This window comes from Microcystis sp. M_QC_C_20170808_M9Col, from assembly GCF_007095495.1.
In the GTDB taxonomy this organism is placed as follows: Bacteria; Cyanobacteriota; Cyanobacteriia; order Cyanobacteriales; family Microcystaceae; genus Microcystis; species Microcystis aeruginosa.
Map to the genome: position 1 here is coordinate 1 of NZ_SFBZ01000106.1, position 21620 is coordinate 21620.

16 protein-coding genes and 1 tRNA gene are annotated in these 21620 nt (G+C 44.4%); 11 read left to right on the forward strand and 6 right to left on the reverse strand.

What is annotated here, in order from left to right; genetic code table 11:
- Positions 1–121: 121 nt before the first annotated feature.
- On the reverse strand, positions 122–412 hold the full coding sequence (locus EWV68_RS06470) for a DUF2288 domain-containing protein (RefSeq protein WP_061433104.1): 291 nt from the start codon (positions 410–412) through the stop codon (positions 122–124).
- Positions 413–547: 135 nt separating this feature from the next.
- On the opposite strand from EWV68_RS06470, the gene EWV68_RS06475 reads away from it, so the two are divergent.
- The 6 genes from EWV68_RS06475 to EWV68_RS06500 all read left to right on the forward strand — a co-directional run bounded on the left by EWV68_RS06475 (position 548) and on the right by EWV68_RS06500 (position 5332).
- Entirely contained in the window at positions 548–1120 is a 573-nt protein-coding gene (locus EWV68_RS06475; RefSeq protein WP_061433105.1) for a TetR/AcrR family transcriptional regulator, read from the forward strand.
- 31 nt (positions 1121–1151) lie between these two features.
- A complete protein-coding gene (locus EWV68_RS06480) occupies positions 1152–2435 on the forward strand; it encodes an ABC exporter membrane fusion protein (protein ID WP_287169240.1) in 1284 nt (427 codons plus the stop codon).
- A 7-nt stretch (positions 2436–2442) separates the two neighbouring features.
- Positions 2443–3615: an ABC transporter permease DevC gene (devC, locus tag EWV68_RS06485; RefSeq protein WP_061433107.1), complete on the forward strand. Its 1173-nt coding sequence runs from the start codon at positions 2443–2445 to the stop codon at positions 3613–3615.
- Positions 3616–3633: 18 nt separating this feature from the next.
- Complete coding sequence (locus EWV68_RS06490) at positions 3634–4353, forward strand: DevA family ABC transporter ATP-binding protein (protein WP_287169241.1); 720 nt, start codon at positions 3634–3636, stop codon at positions 4351–4353.
- 61 nt (positions 4354–4414) lie between these two features.
- Positions 4415–4506: transfer RNA gene (locus tag EWV68_RS06495), tRNA-Ser, on the forward strand.
- Positions 4507–4525: 19 nt separating this feature from the next.
- Positions 4526–5332 carry a radical SAM protein gene (locus EWV68_RS06500; protein ID WP_287169242.1) on the forward strand — a complete coding sequence of 269 codons (807 nt, stop codon included), beginning with the start codon at positions 4526–4528 and terminating at the stop codon, positions 5330–5332.
- Here the strand turns inward: EWV68_RS06500 and mrdA are convergent.
- A complete protein-coding gene (gene mrdA / locus EWV68_RS06505; protein WP_287169244.1) occupies positions 5329–7203 on the reverse strand; it encodes a penicillin-binding protein 2 in 1875 nt (624 codons plus the stop codon). The two genes, EWV68_RS06500 and mrdA, sit on opposite strands and share 4 nt — an antisense overlap.
- A 473-nt stretch (positions 7204–7676) precedes the next feature.
- Complete coding sequence (locus EWV68_RS06510) at positions 7677–8786, reverse strand: S-(hydroxymethyl)glutathione dehydrogenase/class III alcohol dehydrogenase (protein ID WP_287169245.1); 1110 nt, start codon at positions 8784–8786, stop codon at positions 7677–7679.
- Positions 8787–8869: 83 nt separating this feature from the next.
- On the opposite strand from EWV68_RS06510, the gene EWV68_RS06515 reads away from it, so the two are divergent.
- Positions 8870–12634: a tetratricopeptide repeat protein gene (locus EWV68_RS06515; RefSeq protein WP_287169246.1), complete on the forward strand. Its 3765-nt coding sequence runs from the start codon at positions 8870–8872 to the stop codon at positions 12632–12634.
- 268 nt (positions 12635–12902) lie between these two features.
- Here EWV68_RS06515 and EWV68_RS06520 read toward each other — a convergent pair whose 3' ends face one another.
- Positions 12903–13253: a hypothetical protein gene (locus EWV68_RS06520; protein ID WP_002775598.1), complete on the reverse strand. Its 351-nt coding sequence runs from the start codon at positions 13251–13253 to the stop codon at positions 12903–12905.
- Entirely contained in the window at positions 13254–13562 is a 309-nt protein-coding gene (locus EWV68_RS06525) for a hypothetical protein (RefSeq protein WP_287709872.1), read from the reverse strand.
- Between the two features lie 313 nt (positions 13563–13875).
- Here EWV68_RS06525 and EWV68_RS06530 point away from each other — a divergent pair, with 313 nt between their 5' ends.
- From EWV68_RS06530 to metH, 4 genes are all read left to right on the forward strand, one after another.
- A complete protein-coding gene (locus EWV68_RS06530; RefSeq protein ID WP_002798842.1) occupies positions 13876–14373 on the forward strand; it encodes a DUF29 domain-containing protein in 498 nt (165 codons plus the stop codon).
- Between the two features lie 443 nt (positions 14374–14816).
- Entirely contained in the window at positions 14817–15437 is a 621-nt protein-coding gene (locus EWV68_RS06535; protein WP_287169247.1) for a type I restriction endonuclease, read from the forward strand.
- Between the two features lie 204 nt (positions 15438–15641).
- Positions 15642–16808 carry a SpoIID/LytB domain-containing protein gene (locus tag EWV68_RS06540; protein WP_287169248.1) on the forward strand — a complete coding sequence of 389 codons (1167 nt, stop codon included), beginning with the start codon at positions 15642–15644 and terminating at the stop codon, positions 16806–16808.
- 138 nt (positions 16809–16946) lie between these two features.
- Positions 16947–20510, forward strand: a complete 3564-nt coding sequence (gene metH / locus EWV68_RS06545) for a methionine synthase (RefSeq protein ID WP_061433115.1) — start codon at positions 16947–16949, stop codon at positions 20508–20510.
- Between the two features lie 184 nt (positions 20511–20694).
- Here the strand turns inward: metH and EWV68_RS06550 are convergent, their stop codons facing one another.
- On the reverse strand, positions 20695–21381 hold the full coding sequence (locus EWV68_RS06550; RefSeq protein ID WP_041803978.1) for a hypothetical protein: 687 nt from the start codon (positions 21379–21381) through the stop codon (positions 20695–20697).
- Positions 21382–21620 lie beyond the last annotated feature (239 nt).

Genomic DNA, 21620 nt, shown 5'->3' on the forward strand with positions numbered 1-21620 from the left:
CGGTTGTGAAACTTCACCGTGGCCAAGATACTTGTCGGGTTGCCGACCGGGACAATAGCTCGATGCCAGGATTATTCTTTCCTACCCCTCAATCCGACAAGATTGGGGGGTTTGGTTTTATCTAAGCTATGCTCTGAATTAACACAAAAGGTTGCACGATTAGTGTATTAAAAAGGTTATCGGGATGGGAATTCCAATCGCTTAATTGCTCCTGTGTCGGTTTTTCTAGTAGTTTTTCCCCGATCCAATTCTGCACTTGAGCAACCTGATCACTGGCGATCGCTTCTGCCACTTCGATTAAATTGAGGGAATCCGAAACCACGATCAGCGCATCCCTTTGAGCATGGGGGATCAAGTCACTCCACTCCACTTCGGCTAATTCCTCTAATAACTGCTCGTGAATATTACCCATACTGTCAATCCTTGCGAAAAAGCTCGCTCAATAACGAATTAGCTCCTCTTTCTAGCATACAGGCAAAGGGACAGCCGATTTCCCCATTTATAGTAATGTTAAGCTAAAATATAACGAACGTTCGATATTAAACTTATGCCTAAGATAGTAGATGTAGAACAATACCGAAAAGAACTCCTCTTAAAAAGTGCCGAACTCTTTGCCGAGAAAGGCTATGCTAACATGACGACGAGAGAATTAGCGCAAGGATTGGGAGTGTCCACGGGAACGCTGTACCACTACTTTCCCAGTAAAGCGGCGCTTTTCGAGCAATTAGTCGAGGAGATGTGCCGAGAGGATGTTTTATTAGCTAAAGCCGAGATTGATCGAGGAAAAACCCTGATAGAAAAGCTAAAAATTCTCGGCAAATTTATGACTAATCGCGAGGATTCCTGCATCAAACAATTATTCTTATGGATTGATTATTCTCAATACCAAGGACGAGAAGAACTGCGTCGTAGTCAATTTTTTAAGCACATTGATCGCCGCTATCATCAGGCAGTAATCGAGATTTTAGGTATTACCGATCCGAGTGTAGCTTGGTTAGTTGTCAGCGTTATTAATGGACTGATATTAGAGCGCCTGTGGTGCAATGAACAGATTGCGATCGATGAACAAATGGAATTATTAGGTAAAATTATTACTACTTATTTGCAGAAAAACTGTTAACCCCCAACAATCACTTATTAACTAAAAAATTATGAAAGGTAAAACTTTTGTGAAACCAAATCAAAAGTTAATGATCGGGTTAATAGTATTAGGCACAGGATTATTAGGAATAACCACCTTTTATAGTCTTTCCCAAGTCGCCCCCAAACCCGAAACCAAAACCCCTGTAATTGCGTCACCCACACCGCAAAAAATCACCGCTTTAGGCAGAATTGAACCGAGGACAGAAATTATCAGCATATCTGCCCCGATGTTGCTTGATTCCGATCGAGTCAAGCAATTATTAGTCGATGAAGGAGATAGCGTCAAAACGGGACAAATAATCGCCATTCTCGAAAGTCGGGAAAGATTAGAGGATAACCTGCGACAGGCACAAGAACAGGTGAAAGTAGCCGCAGCCAAGGTAGAACAGGTGAAAGCTGGGGCAAAAGTCGGAGAAATCGATGCTAATGCCGCTAACGTGCGGAAAATCCAGGCACAATGGGTAGGGGATCAAGCAACCCAACGGACAACTATCCAAAGATTAACAGCGCAATTAGAAGGGGATATAGCCGCCCAAAAAGCGACAATTGGCAAATTAGAAGCAGAATATCGCAATGCCAAAGCTGAATTCGATCGCTACGAAAAACTCTATCAAGAAGGGGCAATTTCCGCCTCTAGTTTTGATAGTAAAAGACTGAATTTAGAAACCAGTAATCAACAACTAACAGAAGCAAAAGTTACCCTAGAGAGAATTGAACGCACTGGTAAACAACAGATACAAGAAGCCAAGACTACCCTAGCCCGGATTGAATCCACCGGTCAACAGCAGATCAAAGAGGCCAAATCCACTTTAAATCAAGTCTCAGAAGTGCGGGGAGTCGATGTGCGGGCAGCCGAAGCGGAGGTAAATGCTGCCCTAGTTGCCGTTAAAAAGGCCCAAACCGAGTTAAATCAGGCTTATATTCGATCGCCAATTACCGGCAAAGTGATTAAAGTCAATACCCGTATCGGGGAACAAATCAGCGATCAAGGAATTGTTGACCTTGCTGAAACCGATCGCATGGAAGTAATTGCCGAAATCTATCAAAGCGATATCGGGAAAATTCGCGAGGGACAAACTGCCACGATTACCGGATCGGCGTTTAAGGGCGAAGTTAGCGGAAAAGTGCGCTTAATTGCTTTAAAAGTTGACCAACAAAATATCTTCAGCAATCAACCGGGAGAAAACTTCGATCGCAAAGTTATCTCTGTCCGCATTGCCTTAGATCGCGAAAACAGTGAAAAAGTGGCAGGTTTAACCAATTCCCAAGTAACTGTAACTATCAATGAGTAGGTTTTCCATGAAACTAACCCATCTATTCAAAAAAACGCCCCTATCTTGGTTACAGGTGACACGAGAGAAAACCCGTTTGATTGTAGCTATTGCCGGGATTGCTTTTGCCGACTTCTTAATCTTCACGCAGTTGGGGTTTCGGGATGCCTTATTTGATGCTTCCGTTAAACCCCATTATGTCCTCGATGCGGATTTAGTCCTGATTAATCCCCAATTCGACACCCTCTTTGCCGTGAAAAGTTTCTCACGCGATCGCTTGTACCAAGCTAAAAGAGTCGAGGGTATTCAATCCTTAGCCTCAGTTTATATTGCTTCTGCCCAGTGGCGCAATCCCGAAACTGCCCTAGAAAGAACTACTTTAGTCTTTGGTTTTGATCCGAGTCAACGGGTTTTTACCCTCCCGGAAGTCAATCAAAAATCCAGTGATCTAAAGATGTTAAATCGCGTCTTGTACGATCAAGCTGGTAGGCCAGAATTCGGTCCAATTGCCGATTTACTCCAGAAAAACCCCGATTTGACAGTTCAGTTAAATAGAAAAGAGGTACAGGTAGCGGGAATTTTTACCCTTGGTGCCTCCTTTGCTGCCGATAGTAACGTCATTACCAGTGATTCTACCTTTTTAAGGCTCTTTCCCGAACGTCAACCCCACGAAATCGATATAGGACTGGTGAAACTGCAACCGGGGGCAAATATCGAAGCAGTTAAGGTCAATTTACAGGCACTTTTCCCTAAAAATGAAGTAATAGTCCTTACTTTAAAAGAATTTGCCGAAAGGGAAAAAACCTATTGGGCAAATGGTACAGCCATTGGTTTTATCTTTGGTTTAGGTACAGTAGTGGGTTTTATCGTCGGTATCGTCATTGTCTATCAGATTCTCTATTCCGATGTCACCGATCACTTACCCGAATACGCTACCCTAAAAGCTATGGGTTACGGTGATTGGTATTTAGTCGGGGTTTTGATGCAAGAGGCCTTATTACTAGCGGTTTTGGGGTATATACCAGGGTTTATCGTTTCTCTCGGTGTTTATCATCTCGCTTCCTCCGCTACACTTTTACCCATAGTGATGACTACCGCTAGGGCGATCGAAGTTTTAATCCTAACAATTATTATGTGTATTGCCTCTGGAATTGTCGCTATGGGCAAATTAAGGACAGCAGATCCAGCCGATATTTTTTAAGCTATCAAGGGTGAAATAATGCAGATTTTTCAAAAAGAGCGAGAATTAGTCGATTTTAGCCCTAATGAACCCGTAATTGCCATTAAAGGCTTAAATTACTATTTTGGCACGGGGGAATTAAGAAAACAGGTTTTATACGATATCGATCTGGAAATTAAAGCGGGGGAAGTAGTGATTATGACCGGTCCTTCGGGATCGGGGAAAACTACTTTATTGAGTTTAATGGGAGGTTTGCGATCGGCACAAGCGGGCAGTTTAAAAATTCTCGGCCAAGAAATGTTAGGAATTAGTAAGGGCAAAATGCTGAAAATTCGCCGACAAATTGGCTATATTTTTCAGTCACATAATTTACTAAAATTCCTCACAGCGAAACAAAACGTAAGGATGTCTTTGGAACTGCACGAGGAGTTTTTAGAACAAGATCTCGATCAAAAAGCCACGGCAATTCTGGAGTCGGTGGGTTTAGGAGAGCGCGTTGATTACTATCCCCACGATCTATCGGGGGGACAAAAACAACGGGTTGCGATCGCTCGCGCCCTCGTCAGTCATCCCAAATTAGTCCTCGCCGATGAACCGACCGCGGCCTTAGATAAACAATCCGGGCGCGATGTGGTGGAAATCATGCAGAAATTGGCAAAAGAACAAGGTTGCACGATTTTACTTGTCACCCACGATAACCGGATTCTCGACATCGCCGATCGCATTGTCAATATGGAGGATGGTCGTTTAGGCGATTAACTGCCCAAAAATTACTTGCCAAAAATCGGCCTTTTATGTTAGACTAAAATAATGTCATCTTGGAGAGGTGGCAGAGTGGTCGAATGCGGCAGATTGCTAATCTGTTGTACGAATCGTAAGACCGTACCGAGGGTTCGAATCCCTCCCTCTCCGTATTTTTTGGGTAGGTTCGATGACTGCTCGCCAGGATTATTTCTGCTCCGTATATGGCCCAGTTGCCTCTTGGCGTTTCGGCAGTTCCCTGGGCATCGATCCGATCGGTTTAGTTTCCACCTGTTCCTTTAACTGTGCCTACTGTCAGTTAGGAGAAATTGAGCAAAAAACCGAGCAGCGAAGAATTTTTATCACCAGCGAACAAATAAGCAGGGATTTAAGGGCTTTTGCTCCTTGGGACGTGGATATAGTCACTCTTAGTGGTAGCGGGGAACCCACCCTCGCCCTCAATTTAGGGGAAATACTGGCCACCGTCAAGGAAATGACCAGGCGGCCGGTGGCGGTCTTAACCAATAGTACCCTCTTGGGAGATGCCCGAGTGCGTCAAGACTTGAGTAAAGCTGATATCGTCGCCGCTAAAATCGATGCTGTTTCCGAGGCCCAATGGCGACGGGTTAACCGTCCTGTCCCCGGTCTGGATTGGCAGGAGCTTTGGTGGGGATTAAGACAATTTCGCCAAGAATGGTCGGGAAAACTAGCAATTCAAACCATGCTACTGGCCTCTTGGTCGCCCCAAGATCAAGACCGATACATCGATTTGATGCAACAGCTACAACCGGATGAAATTCAACTTAACACCCCGACCCGTCCCCGGGCCAGACAAAGACAACTGGAAACCCGCGGTAATAATCCCCTCACCGCTGCCGACGGAATGCAAATTCTCAAACCCGTAAACGCTGAAATATTGGCAATTTGGGCGCAAAAAATCGCCACGGCGACGGGAATTACCGTGCGCTGTGTGCCGCTTACCGCCACAGGTCTCTAAGGCTTCGGCCGGGGTTTTTCTTCTTTCGGCTTGACATTAAAATAAGCCTCCATTACCTGACGTACCATGGGTGCGGCCACTTTACCACCACCACCGCCGGAATGTTCCGCAAAGGCGACCACGACAATTTCGGGCTTATTAAAGGGTGCGAAAGCTCCAAACCAAGCGTGGGACTTGCCCGGAGGTGCTTCTGCTGTGCCGCTTTTGCCCGCTACAGGCGGTAAAGCGGGGTCCGATAGGGCCCGCCCCGTTCCTTCCGCTACCACGGCTCTCAGGGACTTTCTCAGGGTGTCTAGGGTGCTAGGTTTCATGTTCAAAGACTTGCGCCATTCCTTAACATCCCGGGCATCCTGTAAAAGGTGCGGTTTCACCAAAAAACCGCCGTTAGCGGGGACAGCAAACATCACAGCTACCTGTAGGGGAGTTGCGAGGGTAAATCCTTGACCGATCGACATATTAATCGTATCCCCTACGGACCAATCCCAGTTTTTAAAATTACGCAGTTTCCAATCGCGATCGGCAATTAACCCCGGAGTTTCTTCCGCTAATTCTATCCCGGTTTTCTGACCGAAACCGTAGCGCCGAGCCGTGGCAATTAAAGTCGGTCCCCCCACTCCGCGACCAATTTGACCGTGAAAAGTGTTACTACTCATGGCCATGGCCCGGACAAAACCGATCGGACCAAAACCGGCGTGATTCCATTCTCCAAAAGCTGTCCCCCCCACATAAAGGGCGGCAAAGGTATTTAAGACCGTATTTGGCGGAAATTTCCCCGATTCCATGCCAGCAGTGGCAGTGACGACTTTAAAGGTAGAAGCGGGGGGGAATCCTTGGAGAGCGCGGTTAACAAACGGGTTGCCCTCCGCTTGTAGTTTTTTCCAAGTGGCGGTGGTAATTGGGGCCGAGAAAACATTGGGATCAAAACTAGGATAACTGACCATGGCCCGCACAGAACCATCCCGGGGATCGATCGCCACGATCGCACCCTTGCGTTTTCCTAAAGCGGCCTCGGCGGCTTTTTGGAGTTTTAAATCTAGTGTCAGGGTGACATCTTGCCCCGGTTTAGCAATTTTTTGGCCGAGAATTTGGATTACTTGTCCCGATCCGTTGACCTCTAACTGCATTCCCCCCCATTCTCCCCGCAATTTTGACTCGTAAGCGGCTTCTACACCCATTTTACCGACGACATCTCCCAATCGGTAGCCCTGGGGTCTTTTGGCTTGATATTCCTCCGGGGTTAGTTCCCCCGTATAACCGAGAATATGGGCCCCGATTTTACCATTGGGATAGTAGCGCACTGATTCCACGTCCACTTCAATGCCGGTTAATTCGTCTTTGTATTCCTCTAGGGCGATAATTTGGCCTGGAGTTAAACCCCTAGCGATGCGGATCAGGGTGGAGGGGTTTTCGTCCGCTTCGTTAATGCGTTTTTCTAGGTCGCTTTTGGGAATTGCTAAAATACTGGCTAAACGGTCAAGATTGAGTTTTTGGGCGGGATTACGCTGGGATTTGGGCCAAATATAGGCCGCATGGGTTAAGCGGGCCGTGGCTAAAACTTTGCCATTGCGATCGAATAAGTTGCCCCGGACTGGAGGTTTGGGAAGAATGCGAATCCGATTATTTTCTGCCCTTTCTCGGTTAATTTGTCCTTGCTGCAGTTGTAAATAGGCCAAGCGCGAGCCAACTCCTCCTAGCAGGACAATGCTAATTAAGCCCATAATTAGCCATGACTGACGCTGACGACCGACTAGACGCTCTTTATCTTTAGTTTTATTCTGTAATTTATTCGGTGCTGGCCGCGTCGGCGAGGTGAGCGTTTTTTTCCGTTTCAGTTTGACTTTGGTTTTTGATAGGAGTCCGCTATTACGCATTTGCTTAAAGTTAAAAATTTAAAAGTTATTAGGGCAGTCATCATTTATCAGTTATCAGTTATCAGTTATCAGTTATCAGTTATCAGTTATCAGTCATCAGTCATCAGTTATGAGATTTGAGTTTTAAGTAAGAAGTATTAAGTGAGTAGTTTTAAATAGCACTTTCCTGATGTCTTTTCACTGGTCACTGGTTACTGGTTACTGATCACTGGTTACTGATCACTGTTCACTGTTCACTGAAAAGGACGCAATACTAGGTGATTTAGCTCCTTTCTTTACTAAAGTTCAGGGTATCCGCAATATATCTTAACAAAATAGGTGTAAATACTGGGAGTGGAAGGAACCACTCCAGACACAGAGGACACAAAGATTGATCGCTTCTATAGTAAGTTAAAGAGGGCCTGGAAACTGGCGCACACATACAGTTAAGAGTTTGTCAAGTATTTCTTAACCCAATTTAACATTATCCCTGTTCAAAATGTAATCACACTGCGGATAGAATCCCCTTGGCGCATCAGGTCAAAAGCCTCGTTAATTCTTGCCAGAGGCAGAACATGGGTGATTAAATCATCAATGTTAATCTTGCCGTCCATGTACCAATCGACTATTTTTGGTACATCTGTACGACCTCTCGCCCCACCAAAAGCCGTACCTTTCCAGACGCGTCCGGTGACTAATTGAAAAGGACGGGTACTAATTTCTTGGCCGGCCCCGGCTACACCGATAATAGTGGCAACACCCCAACCCTTATGGCAACATTCCAAAGCTTGACGCATAATCTGGACATTGCCGATACACTCAAAACTATAATCGGCCCCACCCTTAGTTAAATCCACCAGATAGGCCACTAAATCCCCCTCGATTTCTTGGGGATTAACAAAATGAGTCATCCCGAATTTGGTCGCTAAAGCTTGTTTCTGGGGATTGATATCGACCCCGACAATCATATCGGCCCCCACCAAACGGGCCCCTTGAATAACATTTAAACCGATACCTCCCAGACCAAAAACCACCACTTTTGCCCCCGGTTCCACTTTAGCGGTATTAATCACCGCACCGATACCTGTAGTGACTCCGCAGCCGATATAACAGACTTTTTCAAAGGGAGCATCCTGGCGAATCTTGGCTAGGGAAATCTCCGGCAGTACGGTATAGTTAGCAAAAGTCGAGGTTCCCATGTAGTGATAAAGAGGCTGACCATCGAGGGAAAAACGACTGGTTCCATCCGGCATTACTCCCCGACCTTGGGTAAGACGAATTGCTTGACAGAGATTGGTTTTAAAGCTGAGACAGTATTCGCACTGACGACATTCGGGAATGTATAGGGGAATAACATGATCCCCCACTTTTAGGCTAGTGACACCTTCTCCCACTTCTACCACGATTCCGGCCCCTTCATGGCCTAAAATTGAGGGAAATAAGCCTTCAGGATCGGCCCCAGAGAGAGTATAGGCATCGGTGTGACAAACTCCCGTGGCTTTGATTTCTACTAACACTTCCCCCGCTTGCGGTGCTGCTAATTTTACCGTTTCAATAGTTAGGGGTTTTCCCGCTTCTAGGGCAACTGCCGCTCGAACATCCATAGGCTCAAAGCAATAGGTTTTTTCCAGTATAATAGCGTTAAACTGCTGAAGAGTTGTAATAGAACAATTCTAAACTTATCTCTATGTTAGTCCTCACCATCCGCGAAGAAGGAATTAACGATGGTGGCTTTACTGCTAGTCTCAATTTTGATAGCGGTAACAGCTACCCAATTACGGTTACTGACCCCTTTACTAACCAAGAAGAAAAAGACCTAGAATGGTACTTTGAGGAATGGTTAGTATTTCCCACCCTAGACACGGATAAGGCGCAAAAAGCCGCCAACAGCGTCCAAAACTATGGCGAAAACCTATTTAAACAGGTTTTCCAGAGTAATTTAAATGCTTATGGGGAATATCGAGACTTGCGAAAGCAGTTAGGTCAACTGCAAATTATCATCGAAAGTCAGTCGCCAGAATTTCAAGCTTTACATTGGGAAGCGCTGAAAGATCCTGATTTACCGCGTCCCTTTTCTATAGATTGTATCATCTCCCGTCAGCGTCGAGGGGCTACAGTTGTCCCGGTGCAAATGGCCACTTATCCTACTATCAATCTTCTGGTGGTGATTGCGCGTCCTAATGAGGAATCTGATGTTAACTATCGCACGATTTCCCGTCCTTTGGTAGAACTGGTAAATAGTAGTGAAATACCGGTAAAAATTGATATTTTGCGTCCCGGAACTTATGAATCACTAACCAGACATCTGGATGAGAAGGGAGAAGGATACTATCATGTTATTCATTTCGATGTTCATGGCGGATTAATGGAATATGAACAGTACCAAAGACAGGTTCACGGGGATTCTTGGCGCTATCAAAGGGGATGGGGACTGGAGGATTTAGCACGATATGAGGGAGTAAAAGCTTTTCTGTTTCTGGAAGGAGAAGAAAAAGGTCAAGCGACTCCGGTAGAAGCGACGGAATTAGCGAATTTACTCACTGGGAAAAATATCCCTATTTGTATTCTCAATGCTTGTCAGTCAGCAAAGCAAATTTCCCAGGAATCAGAAGACTATCGGGAAACCAGTTTAGGAAGTCGTTTGATGACTGCGGGAATGCAAGCAGTGGTGGCGATGGGATATTCGGTGACGGTTTCTGCAGCTAAGTTGATGATGAAACCAATTTATCAGCAATTATTGAACGGAAAAGACCTAACGGAAGCGATGCGAAAGGGACGGTTAGAGTTATTCAATAATAAGCAACGCCGCGCCTATTATAACACGAGAATAGATTTAGAAGATTGGTTATTACCGGTGATTTATTGTCGCGGTAAAATTAATCTCAATTTGCGTCCATTTACTCCAGAAGAGGAAGAAAAATACTGGGAACATATCGGCAATCAATATGTCTTTCCTTTACCAGAATACGGCTTTGTCGGCAGGGATTTAGAAATTCTCAAGATGGAAAAGGCGCTGCTGAAACATAATATCCTTTTACTCAAAGGAATGGGAGGGACAGGAAAAACTACCTTACTCAATTATCTACGAGAATGGTGGCAGAAAACCAACTGGGCGACCCATATTTTCTATTTTGGTTATGATAAAAAAGCTTGGACGTTAGAACAGATTGTCCATGAAATCGGTCAGGGAATTTATAATCGCTTTGAACAGGCGAGTTTCCAAGCGATGAACCTGAAAGCGCGGGTAAAGAAACTAGAGCAAAAACTCCGCAGTGAGGCGTATATTCTGATTTTAGATAATCTGGAGTCGGTGACGGGACAACCGTTAGCAATTCAGAATACTTTACCGGAGAATGAAAGGGAAGCAATCGCCGAATTTCTCAAGAATTTGGTCGGGGGAAAAACGAAGGTGATTTTGGGTTCTCGCAGTGAGGAAACTTGGCTGCAACGCAGGACTTTTAAGGAGAATATCTATCAGTTACAAGGATTAGACCAAGAGTCGAGAACTGAATTAGCGGAGAGAATTTTAGAACGTCAGGCGAAGAGTCGGAAAAATGCGATTAAAAAGGATGATTATTTTAAGCGCTTGATGAAGTTGTTGGCGGGGTATCCGTTGGCGATGGAAGTGGTATTAGCGAATCTGAAGCGACAGTCACCGGAGGAGATTTGGCAAGGGTTACAGTTGGCGGAATTAGCTGATGTGGGGGATAAGGATAAGACTAATAATATCATCAAGTGTGTGGAATATTCCCACAGTAATTTGTCGGAGGAGGCGCAGAAGTTGTTACTCTGTTTAGCGCCTTTTAGTGGGGTTATTTTCAGGGGTGTTATTCGTCAATATAGCCAACAACTACAGCAATTAGAACCTTTACAAGGCTATCAGTTTGACCAATTTGATGCAGCGATAGAAGAAGCGATTCATTGGGGTTTGCTTTCGCCGATGAGTGAAGAAATGCCGAGTTTATTGACTATCCAGCCCATTTTTCCCTACTTCCTGAAGACGAAGTTAAAGGAATTAGCACCAGAGACACAAGCAGCAATTTGGGAGGGTTTTAAGAATCATTACCGAGACTTGGCAGGTAATTATAGTAACTTACTAAATTCCAAAAATCCGCAAGAGAAGCAGTTAGGGATATTGTTCTGTCGCTGGGAGTATGAAAATCTGTTTAATGCGTTGCAAATCGCCCTCAATCAGCAAGAGAGCGTATTGACTATTATTAATTGCTTGCATAGTTATCTGAAGTTAACCCAAGATACTCAGACTAATTTAAAGCTCCTAGAGTTCGTTCTCGAAACTTTTGAAAACTATCCCCCTCAAGCCAAACAAGGGCAGGTGGCAATAGAAATCATTGCTATAATTGTCGAGGCAGGAAGCAAATATTTACAAAGTAAAAATTATCAGAAAGCGAAAGAGATTTACCAAAAAAGCCTTGAATTACTCAAGCCAATTAGTGAAAGTTACAGTCAATCTAAGCAATCTTTCCAAGCCATCACCCTGCACAATTTGGGAATCGTAGCGCAAGAATTGAGGGAATGGGAGCAAGCCCGAAGCTACTACCAGCAATCCCTTGAGATCTTCATTGAATATGGGGATCGCTATGAGCAAGCCAAAACCCTGCACAATTTGGGAAGGGTAGCGGAAGAATTGAGGGAATGGGAGCAAGCCCGAAGCTACTACCAGCAAGCTATTGAGATCTGCATTGAATATGGCGATCGCTATGAGCAAGCCAAAACCCTGCACAATTTGGGAAGGGTAGCGCAAGAATTGAGGGAATGGGAGCAAGCCCGAAGCTACTACCAGCAAGCTATTGAGATCTACATTGAATATGGGGATCGCTACGGGCAAGCCAACCCCCTGAACAATTTGGGAATCGTAGCGCAAGAATTGAGGGAATGGGAGCAAGCCCGAAGCTACTACCAGCAAGCTATTGGGATCTGCATTGAATATGGGGATCGCTACTCCCAAGCCATACCCCTGCACCAGTTGGGAAGGGTAGCGGAAGAATTGAGGGAATGGGAGCAAGCCCGAAGCTACTACCAGCAAGCTATTGAGATCTGCATTGAATATGGGGATCGCTATTCCCAAGCCAGCACCCTGAACAATTTGGGAATCGTAGCGCAACAATTGAGGGAATGGGAGCAAGCCCGAAGCTACTACCAGCAAGCTCTTGAGATCAAGATTGAATATGGGGATCGCTACGGGCAAGCCAACCCCCTGCACCAGTTGGGAATGGTAGCGCAAGCATTGAGGGAATTGAGCCAAGCCAAAAGTTATTACCTGCAAGCCTTACAAATTTTGGCAGAATTTAAGGATAGTTACACCATACAAACCTATTCTTTGCCTAGTCTTGTTGCTCTTTATCAGCAAACGCAAGATGAGGAGATTGTTGTCGGTATTGCTTCTGTTTTGGGGATTGGGGTTGAGGAGTTGCGGGGTTTGCTGGAGGGTTAGAATGGGTTTTGGGCGCAGGCTGCGTGTTTGCGGCTATCAATTCAGTTAACGTAAGTAGCTGATTATAATTAAATTAAAAATGGATTTTAGGTTCGATCCCCCCTGCCCCCCTTGATAAGGGGGGAATAACGAACCTAGTTTGTTGTTGCGCTTCAGCGCTAACTATTTCGGGCTTGCTGAAAAAGTAAGGGCGAAGCATTCGGATAGGAAATCTACGGTTTCAGCGATAGGTTATCGCCCGAATGCTTCGCCCCTACAATGTTGTGATCTACGGATGAGGTGTAATAGCGAGAATGGTGATTTCCCCCGAATGAGGTCCATAGCACCAGAAAATTCGATAGGCTCCCGGTGTATTCTGTTGGGCGTAGGCTTCAAAAACCTTCTGTGTTGAATCATAAGGGTTGTCGAGGGAATTAAATTCGTGGGTTTTTAGTCCTGGATGTCTTGGGTTTGTACTGAGGAGCTTGAGGGCTTTTGTTACCTGTTTGTAGAGACCCTCTTGTTTCGATGCTTTTGTCCTACCTTGAGCTAGGCGAGTCTTTTGAGCCTGTTCCGCTTCTGCTCGCAATTCAGATAGAGTATTTCGAGCTTCCTGTGTCTGTCGTAAAGAGAAATTCAATTACTCCTCGACTTCTTCAGGAATAGATTCAGCAAACTCAAGCATAGCGTCTAAATCGACGGGTTCTTCAGCTAAATTTCCCGTGCTGGCTTCCGCGAGCCCCCGTTTGAGCGACTCGCGGACACTAGGATTCTGAAAAGCCCATAGTTCTCCCTCTGGAATCGCCACCATGGGAACCAAAAGAAGTTCCCCGCTTGCATTCATCAGTATTCGATAGTGACGGTTGCTACATTGAGTCCCAAGGCTAATCCGCCCTCGAGCGTCAGCCTGAATATCTTCTTCGATGAGCGAAAAATTCTGATACTCCATCACGTCTCCTCCTCTCTTCATATACTTATTCTAGATAAGTTACCCAATTTGGGCAATAGGGTTATGTCCATTTAGCTTCTCACTATCTAAAGAAAACAGGTTAAACTTGTTCGGGCTAGAGCCTTGACAACAAACCTAGTTTGTAGTCGAAGCTCTCTTCGCTAAATTCTCTCCCCTTTCCTTGTAGGAGAAAGGCCAGGGGAGAGGTCAATAATTAAGAACCCAATGCGATCACACTATCTGGTAAAGATCAAGTATAATAATAAATATAAAGACCAAATTATTCATCTACAGTTAACTTAATGAAAGCCAAATGAACTTATTAAAACAATCGGACATTCAAGAAAATCCCACAACACTTTACGAACAAGATCTTCAGTTGTGGATTGAGCAAACTATTCATCAATTACAGAATCGACAGTTTGAACAACTGGATATAGAAAACTTAATTGAGGAGTTAAAAGATTTGGGTAAGTCAGAGAAACGCGCCTTAGAGAGCAACTTAATGGTCTTGTTGATTCACTTACTCAAATTAAAGATACAGCATGATGCTCCTGAGACAATGAAAGCAAGTTGGTATAACTCAGTAGATGAGCATCGCCAGCGCGTTCAAGATGATTTACTTAAGACTCCCTCTCTTAAATCTTATCTCTTAATCTCCATCACACAAGCCTATTCCAGCGCTCGTAAAGTCGCCATCAAACAGGGTAAACGCGCTCAATTTGGTATTCGTATTCCCCAAGAAAGTGAGTATCCCCTCGCTTGTCCTTTCACACCTGAACAGATTCTAAATGAGGACTTTTACGGGTAAAAACGAAGGTAAACATTATCGATAATAAAACCATGAAACCAGAATATGACCTTGCCAACATGAAAAATCGCCCGAATGACCTAACCCCCCTTCCCTGGGAAATAAGGGGGGAATAAAGTTTTTAATACCTAACTACTTATATCTCAATAAATCTCTTGGATAAATCATAGCAAAGTGAACCTTTCATGTACTCTAAATTAAGGAGAAGACGATGGCTAATCTGGATGATGTAGGAAGAGCGAAAGCAGCTGATAAAAACCTGAACGATGCTAACCGAAGCGATGTGCAGGTAAACAAAACAAGACCATATCCTTAACTGTTCTCTCTGATTTAGAGCAGTTAACCCTGTCAGTAACGGATATTTTGCTTGGTTAAAAATTTAGGTAAATTCAATTAAAAATAGCAAATTACCATTAACGTAAATCTTAATTAAGGAGGTAAATATGGTTCAAATTTTACAAGCGAAAGAAGTCACTTTCAGAGATTTAATTAATCATTTTCAACTACAGTTTATAGAAGATGAGCATTTTTTTGGGGAATGGCAGCAAGACCTAGAAGCAATCTCTGAACAAGAAAAAGAATTGTTAGATAAAATCAAAACAGGTTATTTTAACTTATTGAATTATCCTCCCTTTTTAGAAACTTCGGTGAGGATGACGGTTTTAGACCCATTATTATTTATTGGTAACTTTTATCTATTTCCTTTTCATATTAAAGCAGAAGATTCCGTTGAAATTATTACAGAAGATCAAGATTTAATAATTAAGGGAAGGTTAGATACTTTAATTCTAAAAGAGCAATTATGGGTAATGATTATTGAATCAAAACGGGTAATTTATTCCGTTGAAGTAGGTTTACCGCAATTATTAGCTTATTTAATGGTCAATCCTCATCCAAACCGTCCTAATTATGGAATGTTGACCAATGGTTCCGAGTTTTTATTTGTTAAATTATTATGGGACGGTAAACCTTTATACGGAACCTCTCGTTTATTTGCCATGAGAAATCCGGGGGATTTATACGAGGTTCTCAAAATCCTTAAACATCTCTGTCAACTAATTTGAGTATCAAGATAATCAGTACCTACAAAATCATTACTCTCCTATTTCCCTCTGTTGTATAATTTGCTCTGCAAGGAACAAATCAGTAGGCATAAATAAAAATTATCAGGATTTTTTCGGCTTTTCTTGACTATTTCAGCCTTATTTGTCCTAACAAGCTCAAGAATACGAGAGTTTTTGTCTAGAATTGCCCGGCCTGAGAGGGGAATGGTAAAGTTAGATAAGAAAATTAAAGATGGTGTGATTAAAGTGAAATTTGCTGCTAGTACCTATTTTTCCCTGCTGCGTCATTGTGCCGTTCCTTTGTTGTCGATCGCCACTTTTACGCCAATTCTCTTAACTTATTTAGCCAAGGAAAAACCAGAAACCCCGCAACCGCAGGCAAATCTAGAGACTGCTGCCTCCCCTGCTCCTATTATCCCATCTCCGATCGCCCCCTTAACCGCGCCATCACCGAAACTATCCCCCTCTCCCCAATCTTCTGCGACTCCAAAATCAGCACCCTCTCCCCAATCTTCCCCCTTGGCACCGAAAAAATTAGCGCCATCGGTTCAAACTTCCCCTAATACTTCCCCTAATACTTCCCCCGCTGCTGCGGCCAAACCAGTGACTAGACAACCCTTAGTGGTTCCCGCTAATTATACGCCGCCGGCCATAGAAATTCGCGTGGCGATCAAAAGGGATGTGGCCAGTGTTTTGATTGGAGTTAACGGACCGGCGGTGATCACCGATCGCCAAGGTCGCGGTTTAAAAACGATTGCCACTAACGAGGGTTTACCGGTCATTCCAGGTGCCAAGGGCTTAAAAATCGGCGATTTATCGCTGCCAGAGGTGATTTTTGTGCAGCCCACCAGTGCCGATGGTTTAGTTTATGTGGATGATAGTTGGTATCGGGGCAAAATCCTCCTTGTCGCCCAAGGCGATCGCTTGTTAGTGGTCAATCATGTTAATTTAGAGGCCTATCTCTATAGTGTGGTGGGTAGTGAAATGCACTCCACCGCACCAATGCACGCTTTAAAGGCACAGGCGATCGCCGCCCGTTCCTACGCCCTAGTACATATAATCCGCCCCGCTAATGCTTGGTTTCATCTGGGCAATACCCAGCGCTGGCAGGTATATAAAGGCATTCGCTCGGAGTATCAATCGACCCACCAAGCGGTTAATGCCACTGCCGGGCAGATTCTCAGCTATAAAGGGGGTGTAGTCGAGTCTCTTTATGCTGCCACCGATGAAATTGTCGCTTGGGCCCACGGTGGTCGCGGTATGAGTCAAACTGGGGCTTATAAATTAGCGGAAAAAGGCCTAGATTATCAACAAATTCTCGGTAATTATTATCCCGGAGTTGGTTTAGCCCGTCTAGTTCTACAAAATTAGATTGATTGGCTTTCTCGACTGAAAACTCAAATCTGATCACTGATAACTGATAACTGATAACTGAAATGCCGACCATAGCAGATTTCTAGTAACTGTATTACAATAAACTTTCAAAATGCTATAGCAGTAAATCTCTCTATGAATAGCCCCTTTCTTGACTACCTCAACGGTCCCAAGCATCCCGTCCTCGTCTTTGATGGAGCGATGGGAACTTCCCTACAAAGCCAAAATCTGACGGCCGAGGACTTTGGTGGGGCAGAATACGAAGGTTGTAACGAGTATCTTGTCCATACTAAACCCAGCGCTGTAGCCAAAGTCCACGAAGCCTTTTTAGCCGTGGGTGCGGATGTGATTGAAACCGACACCTTCGGGGGAACCTCGATAGTTTTAGCCGAGTACGATTTAGCCGATCAAGCCTATTATCTCAACAAAAGCGCCGCCGAACTGGCTAAGGCTTGCGCTAATAAATACTCTACCCCCGAAAAACCCCGTTTTGTGGCGGGTTCCATGGGGCCAGGGACAAAACTGCCCACTTTGGGTCATATTGACTTTGATACGCTCAAAAATGCCTATGTGGAACAGGTAGAGGGTCTGTATGATGGCGGAGCAGATTTATTATTAGTAGAAACCTGTCAGGATGTCCTGCAAATTAAAGCGGCTTTAAATGCTATTGAAGAAGTATTTCAGAAAAAAGGTCAACGATTGCCCCTGATGGTTTCGGTGACGATGGAAACCATGGGAACGATGTTAGTAGGAACGGAAATTAACGCCGTTGTCTCTATTTTACAACCCTATAAAATCGATATTTTGGGACTTAACTGCGCCACCGGTCCCGATTTGATGAAACCCCATATTAAATATCTCTCGGAAAATTCCCCTTTTATTGTTTCTTGTATTCCTAACGCTGGTTTACCAGAAAATGTCGGCGGTCAAGCGCACTATCGCCTCACTCCCGTAGAATTAAAAATGGCTTTAATGCACTTTATCGAAGATTTGGGAGTACAAATTATCGGCGGTTGTTGTGGTACTCGTCCCGACCATATTCAAGCTTTAGCGGAACTAAGTCAGGGTTTAACTCCGAAATCTCGTCATTATCATTATGAACCCTCCGCCGCTTCTATTTATAGTACCCAACCCTATATTCAAGATAATTCTTTCCTGATTGTCGGGGAAAAATTAAACGCCAGTGGTTCTAAAAAATGTCGGGAACTGCTCAATGTTGAAGACTGGGATAGTTTAGTATCTATGGCGAAAGCGCAGGTAAAAGAAGGAGCGCATATTCTCGATGTCAACGTCGATTATGTGGGCCGGGATGGGGTGCGCGATATGCACCAATTAGCCTCTCGTTTAGTTAATAATGTCACCCTACCTTTAATGTTAGATTCCACCGAATGGGAAAAAATGGAAGCGGGGTTAAAAGTAGCGGGGGGTAAATGTATCCTCAACTCTACTAACTACGAAGACGGGGAACAGCGTTTTTATCAAGTCTTGGATTTAGCGAAAAAATACGGCGCGGGGGTAGTAATTGGAACCATTGATGAGGAAGGAATGGGACGCACTGCCGAGAAAAAATTCCAGATAGCTAAACGGGCCTATTATGCGGCGATAGAATACGGAATTCCTCCCTACGAAATCTTTTTTGATCCTCTAGCTTTACCGATTTCTACCGGTATCGAAGAAGACCGAGAAAATGGCAAGGCTACTATCGAAGCAATGCGTCGAATTCGCCAAGAATTGCCAGAATGTCATATTCTTTTAGGTGTGTCTAATATCTCTTTTGGGTTGAATCCGGCAGCGCGTCAGGTATTAAATTCCGTCTTCCTCAACGAAGCGATGCAGGTGGGGATGGATGGGGCAATCGTCAGCGCCAATAAGATTCTTCCTCTGGCAAAAATTGAACCAGAATATCAGCAAGTTTGTCGGGATTTAATCTATGATAATCGTCGTTTTGATGGCGATATATGTGTTTATGATCCCCTGACCAAATTAACCGAATTATTTGCGGGGAAAACTACTAAAAAAGACCCCTCTAGTAATGCTAATTTACCCGTGGAGGAACGCTTAAAACAGCATATTATTGATGGGGAAAGATTGGGACTGGAAGAGGCTTTAAAGCAAGCTTTACAGGACTATCCACCCCTAGATATTATTAATATTTTCCTCTTGGATGGGATGAAGGTAGTGGGTGAGTTATTTGGTTCAGGACAAATGCAGTTACCTTTTGTTCTCCAATCGGCCCAAACTATGAAAGCGGCCGTTGCTTTTTTAGAACCCTTTATGGAGAAAAAAGAGGGGGATAATAATGCCAAAGGGACTTTTATTATCGCAACAGTTAAAGGGGATGTTCACGATATTGGTAAAAATTTAGTTGATATTATCTTGACCAATAACGGCTATAAGGTGATTAATTTGGGCATTAAACAACCCGTAGAAAATATCATCGAAGCCTACCAAGAACATAAAGCCGATTGTATCGCTATGAGCGGTTTATTGGTGAAATCAACGGCTTTTATGAAGGAAAATCTGGAGGTTTTTAACGAAAAAGGAATCACCGTTCCTGTTATCCTTGGCGGGGCAGCTTTAACTCCCAAATTTGTTCATGATGACTGTCAAAAAACCTACAAGGGACAGGTTATCTATGGTAAAGATGCCTTCTCTGACCTGCATTTTATGGATAAATTAATGCCCGCTAAAGCTGGGGGTCAATGGGATGATAGTAAAGGCTTTTTAGCGGAGTGTGCCGAGACAGAAAAAACCCCGGTTGTTGCCGAAGAATTAAAGGTTAATCCCGATACTATTTTTACCGATGGCAGCGTCAACCAAGAATTAGTTATTGATACCCGTCGTTCGGAAGCGGTGGAAGTTGATATTTCCCGACCAACACCGCCCTTCTGGGGTACTAAAATATTAACAGCAGCAGAAATTCCCATCGAGGAGGTTTTCTGGTATTTGGACCTACAAGCTTTATTTGTCGGTCAATGGCAATTCCGCAAACCCAAAAGCCAATCGAAGCAAGAATACGACCAGTTTTTACAGGAAAAAGTTCATCCAATTCTGACAGCATGGAAAGAGAAAATTGTCAAGGAAAATTTACTAAACCCCACATTAATTTATGGTTATTTTCCCTGTCAGTCGTCCGGTAATTCCCTGTTAATTTACGATCCCGAATCGATAGAAGCGGGCGAAAAACCCGAAAATCTGCAACCGATCGCCATTTTTGAGTTTCCTCGCCAGAAATCCGGTCGTCGTCTCTGTATTGCTGACTTTTTCGCCCCGCAGGAATCCAGTATTATCGACGTTTTCCCGATGCAAGCGGTGACAGTGGGGGAAATCGCCACGGAATACGCTAAATCTCTCTTTGATGCCAATCAATACACCGAATACCTCTATTATCACGGCATGGCTGTCCAAACCGCCGAAGCCATGGCCGAATGGACCCACACCCGCATCCGTCGCGAGTTAGGTTTCGCAGAGTTCGATCCCGATAATATCCGCGATATACTGCAACAGCGTTACCAGGGTTCTCGCTATAGTTTCGGCTATCCCGCTTGTCCCAATATTCAGGACCAATACAAGCAACTAGATCTGTTAGGATGCGATCGCATTGGGATGTCTATGGACGAAAGCGAACAATTGTACCCAGAACAATCCACCACCGCCATTATCACCTATCACCCCACCGCTAAATACTTTAGTACCTAATCAGTTATCAGTGATCAGTTATCAGTGATCAGTTATCAGTGATTCAGTTATCAGGTGTGAGTTTTTATCGGTAAAACCCCACACCCCACACCCCACACCCCACACCCCACACCCCACACCCCACACCCTACACCCCGCACCCCACACCCTACACCCAGGAAAAACTTTTTGCCGCAAACCCTAATTAGGGCAGCCATTCCAGTAAAATTCCTAGGGAGCTATCTTTACGGGCGCGGGAATTTTGGGCTTGAATATCGGCGGCTAAACGTAAATTAGAGGTAATCGCATAACCAACCGAAAGAGTAGTCAATCCCACCTCGTTAGCACCCCCCGGTGAGATAAAACTCTGACTTACGGTGATATCTGCTGCCCCCGTGCGAGAAAGGGCTAATTTGAGCTTTAATCCTAAGTTAAGCCCATCGGTGCTGTAATTTCCTGTCTGAATGTAACGATAGCCCACCATGGGAGCCAGATTGACATAATCACCCAAAGGGAGGAGATAGTATTGTAAATTTGCTCCTATTGCCGTCCTTTTGCCGTTAAAAGCCGTCTGATAATCGCCGCTTAGGGTTAAACTGGTTTGACCGAAAAACACATCTTCTACCCCCAAAATCACGCCACTGGAATTATCGGTAGAAGGAAACTCTGCATATCCTAAACGGATACGAGTGCGAAAACTAGGATCGCGGCGAATATCTTCGGCGATATCGGGTATTTTTTCTAACCAACGCTCTAAAACTGGGCTTTCTTGCCGAATTTTCGGGTCTAAGTCTAACTCCGTTTCTGCCCACACCGGACCAATCGCCCCCCATAATAAACCAAGAGCGATCGCATTTACAGAACAGCAAGAGAGCTTAAACATGATCTGCATTATACCCAAGGAGGCAGGGGTCAGGAGGCAGGGGGCAGGGGGCAGGAGAAAGAATCTGGCAATAAAGCTTTTAGCTTAACAAATTAGGTTTTAGATTCGGCCTTTGTTATCAGTTATCAGACTGACTGACGGACACAAGTGGGTCAAAACCTGACAAGACAAGGGTTGCCAAAAAGAAAAATATCTGGGTAGATAGGGAAAAAGCAAGAATCCCTACAAGATGAAAACCGAGAACAGAA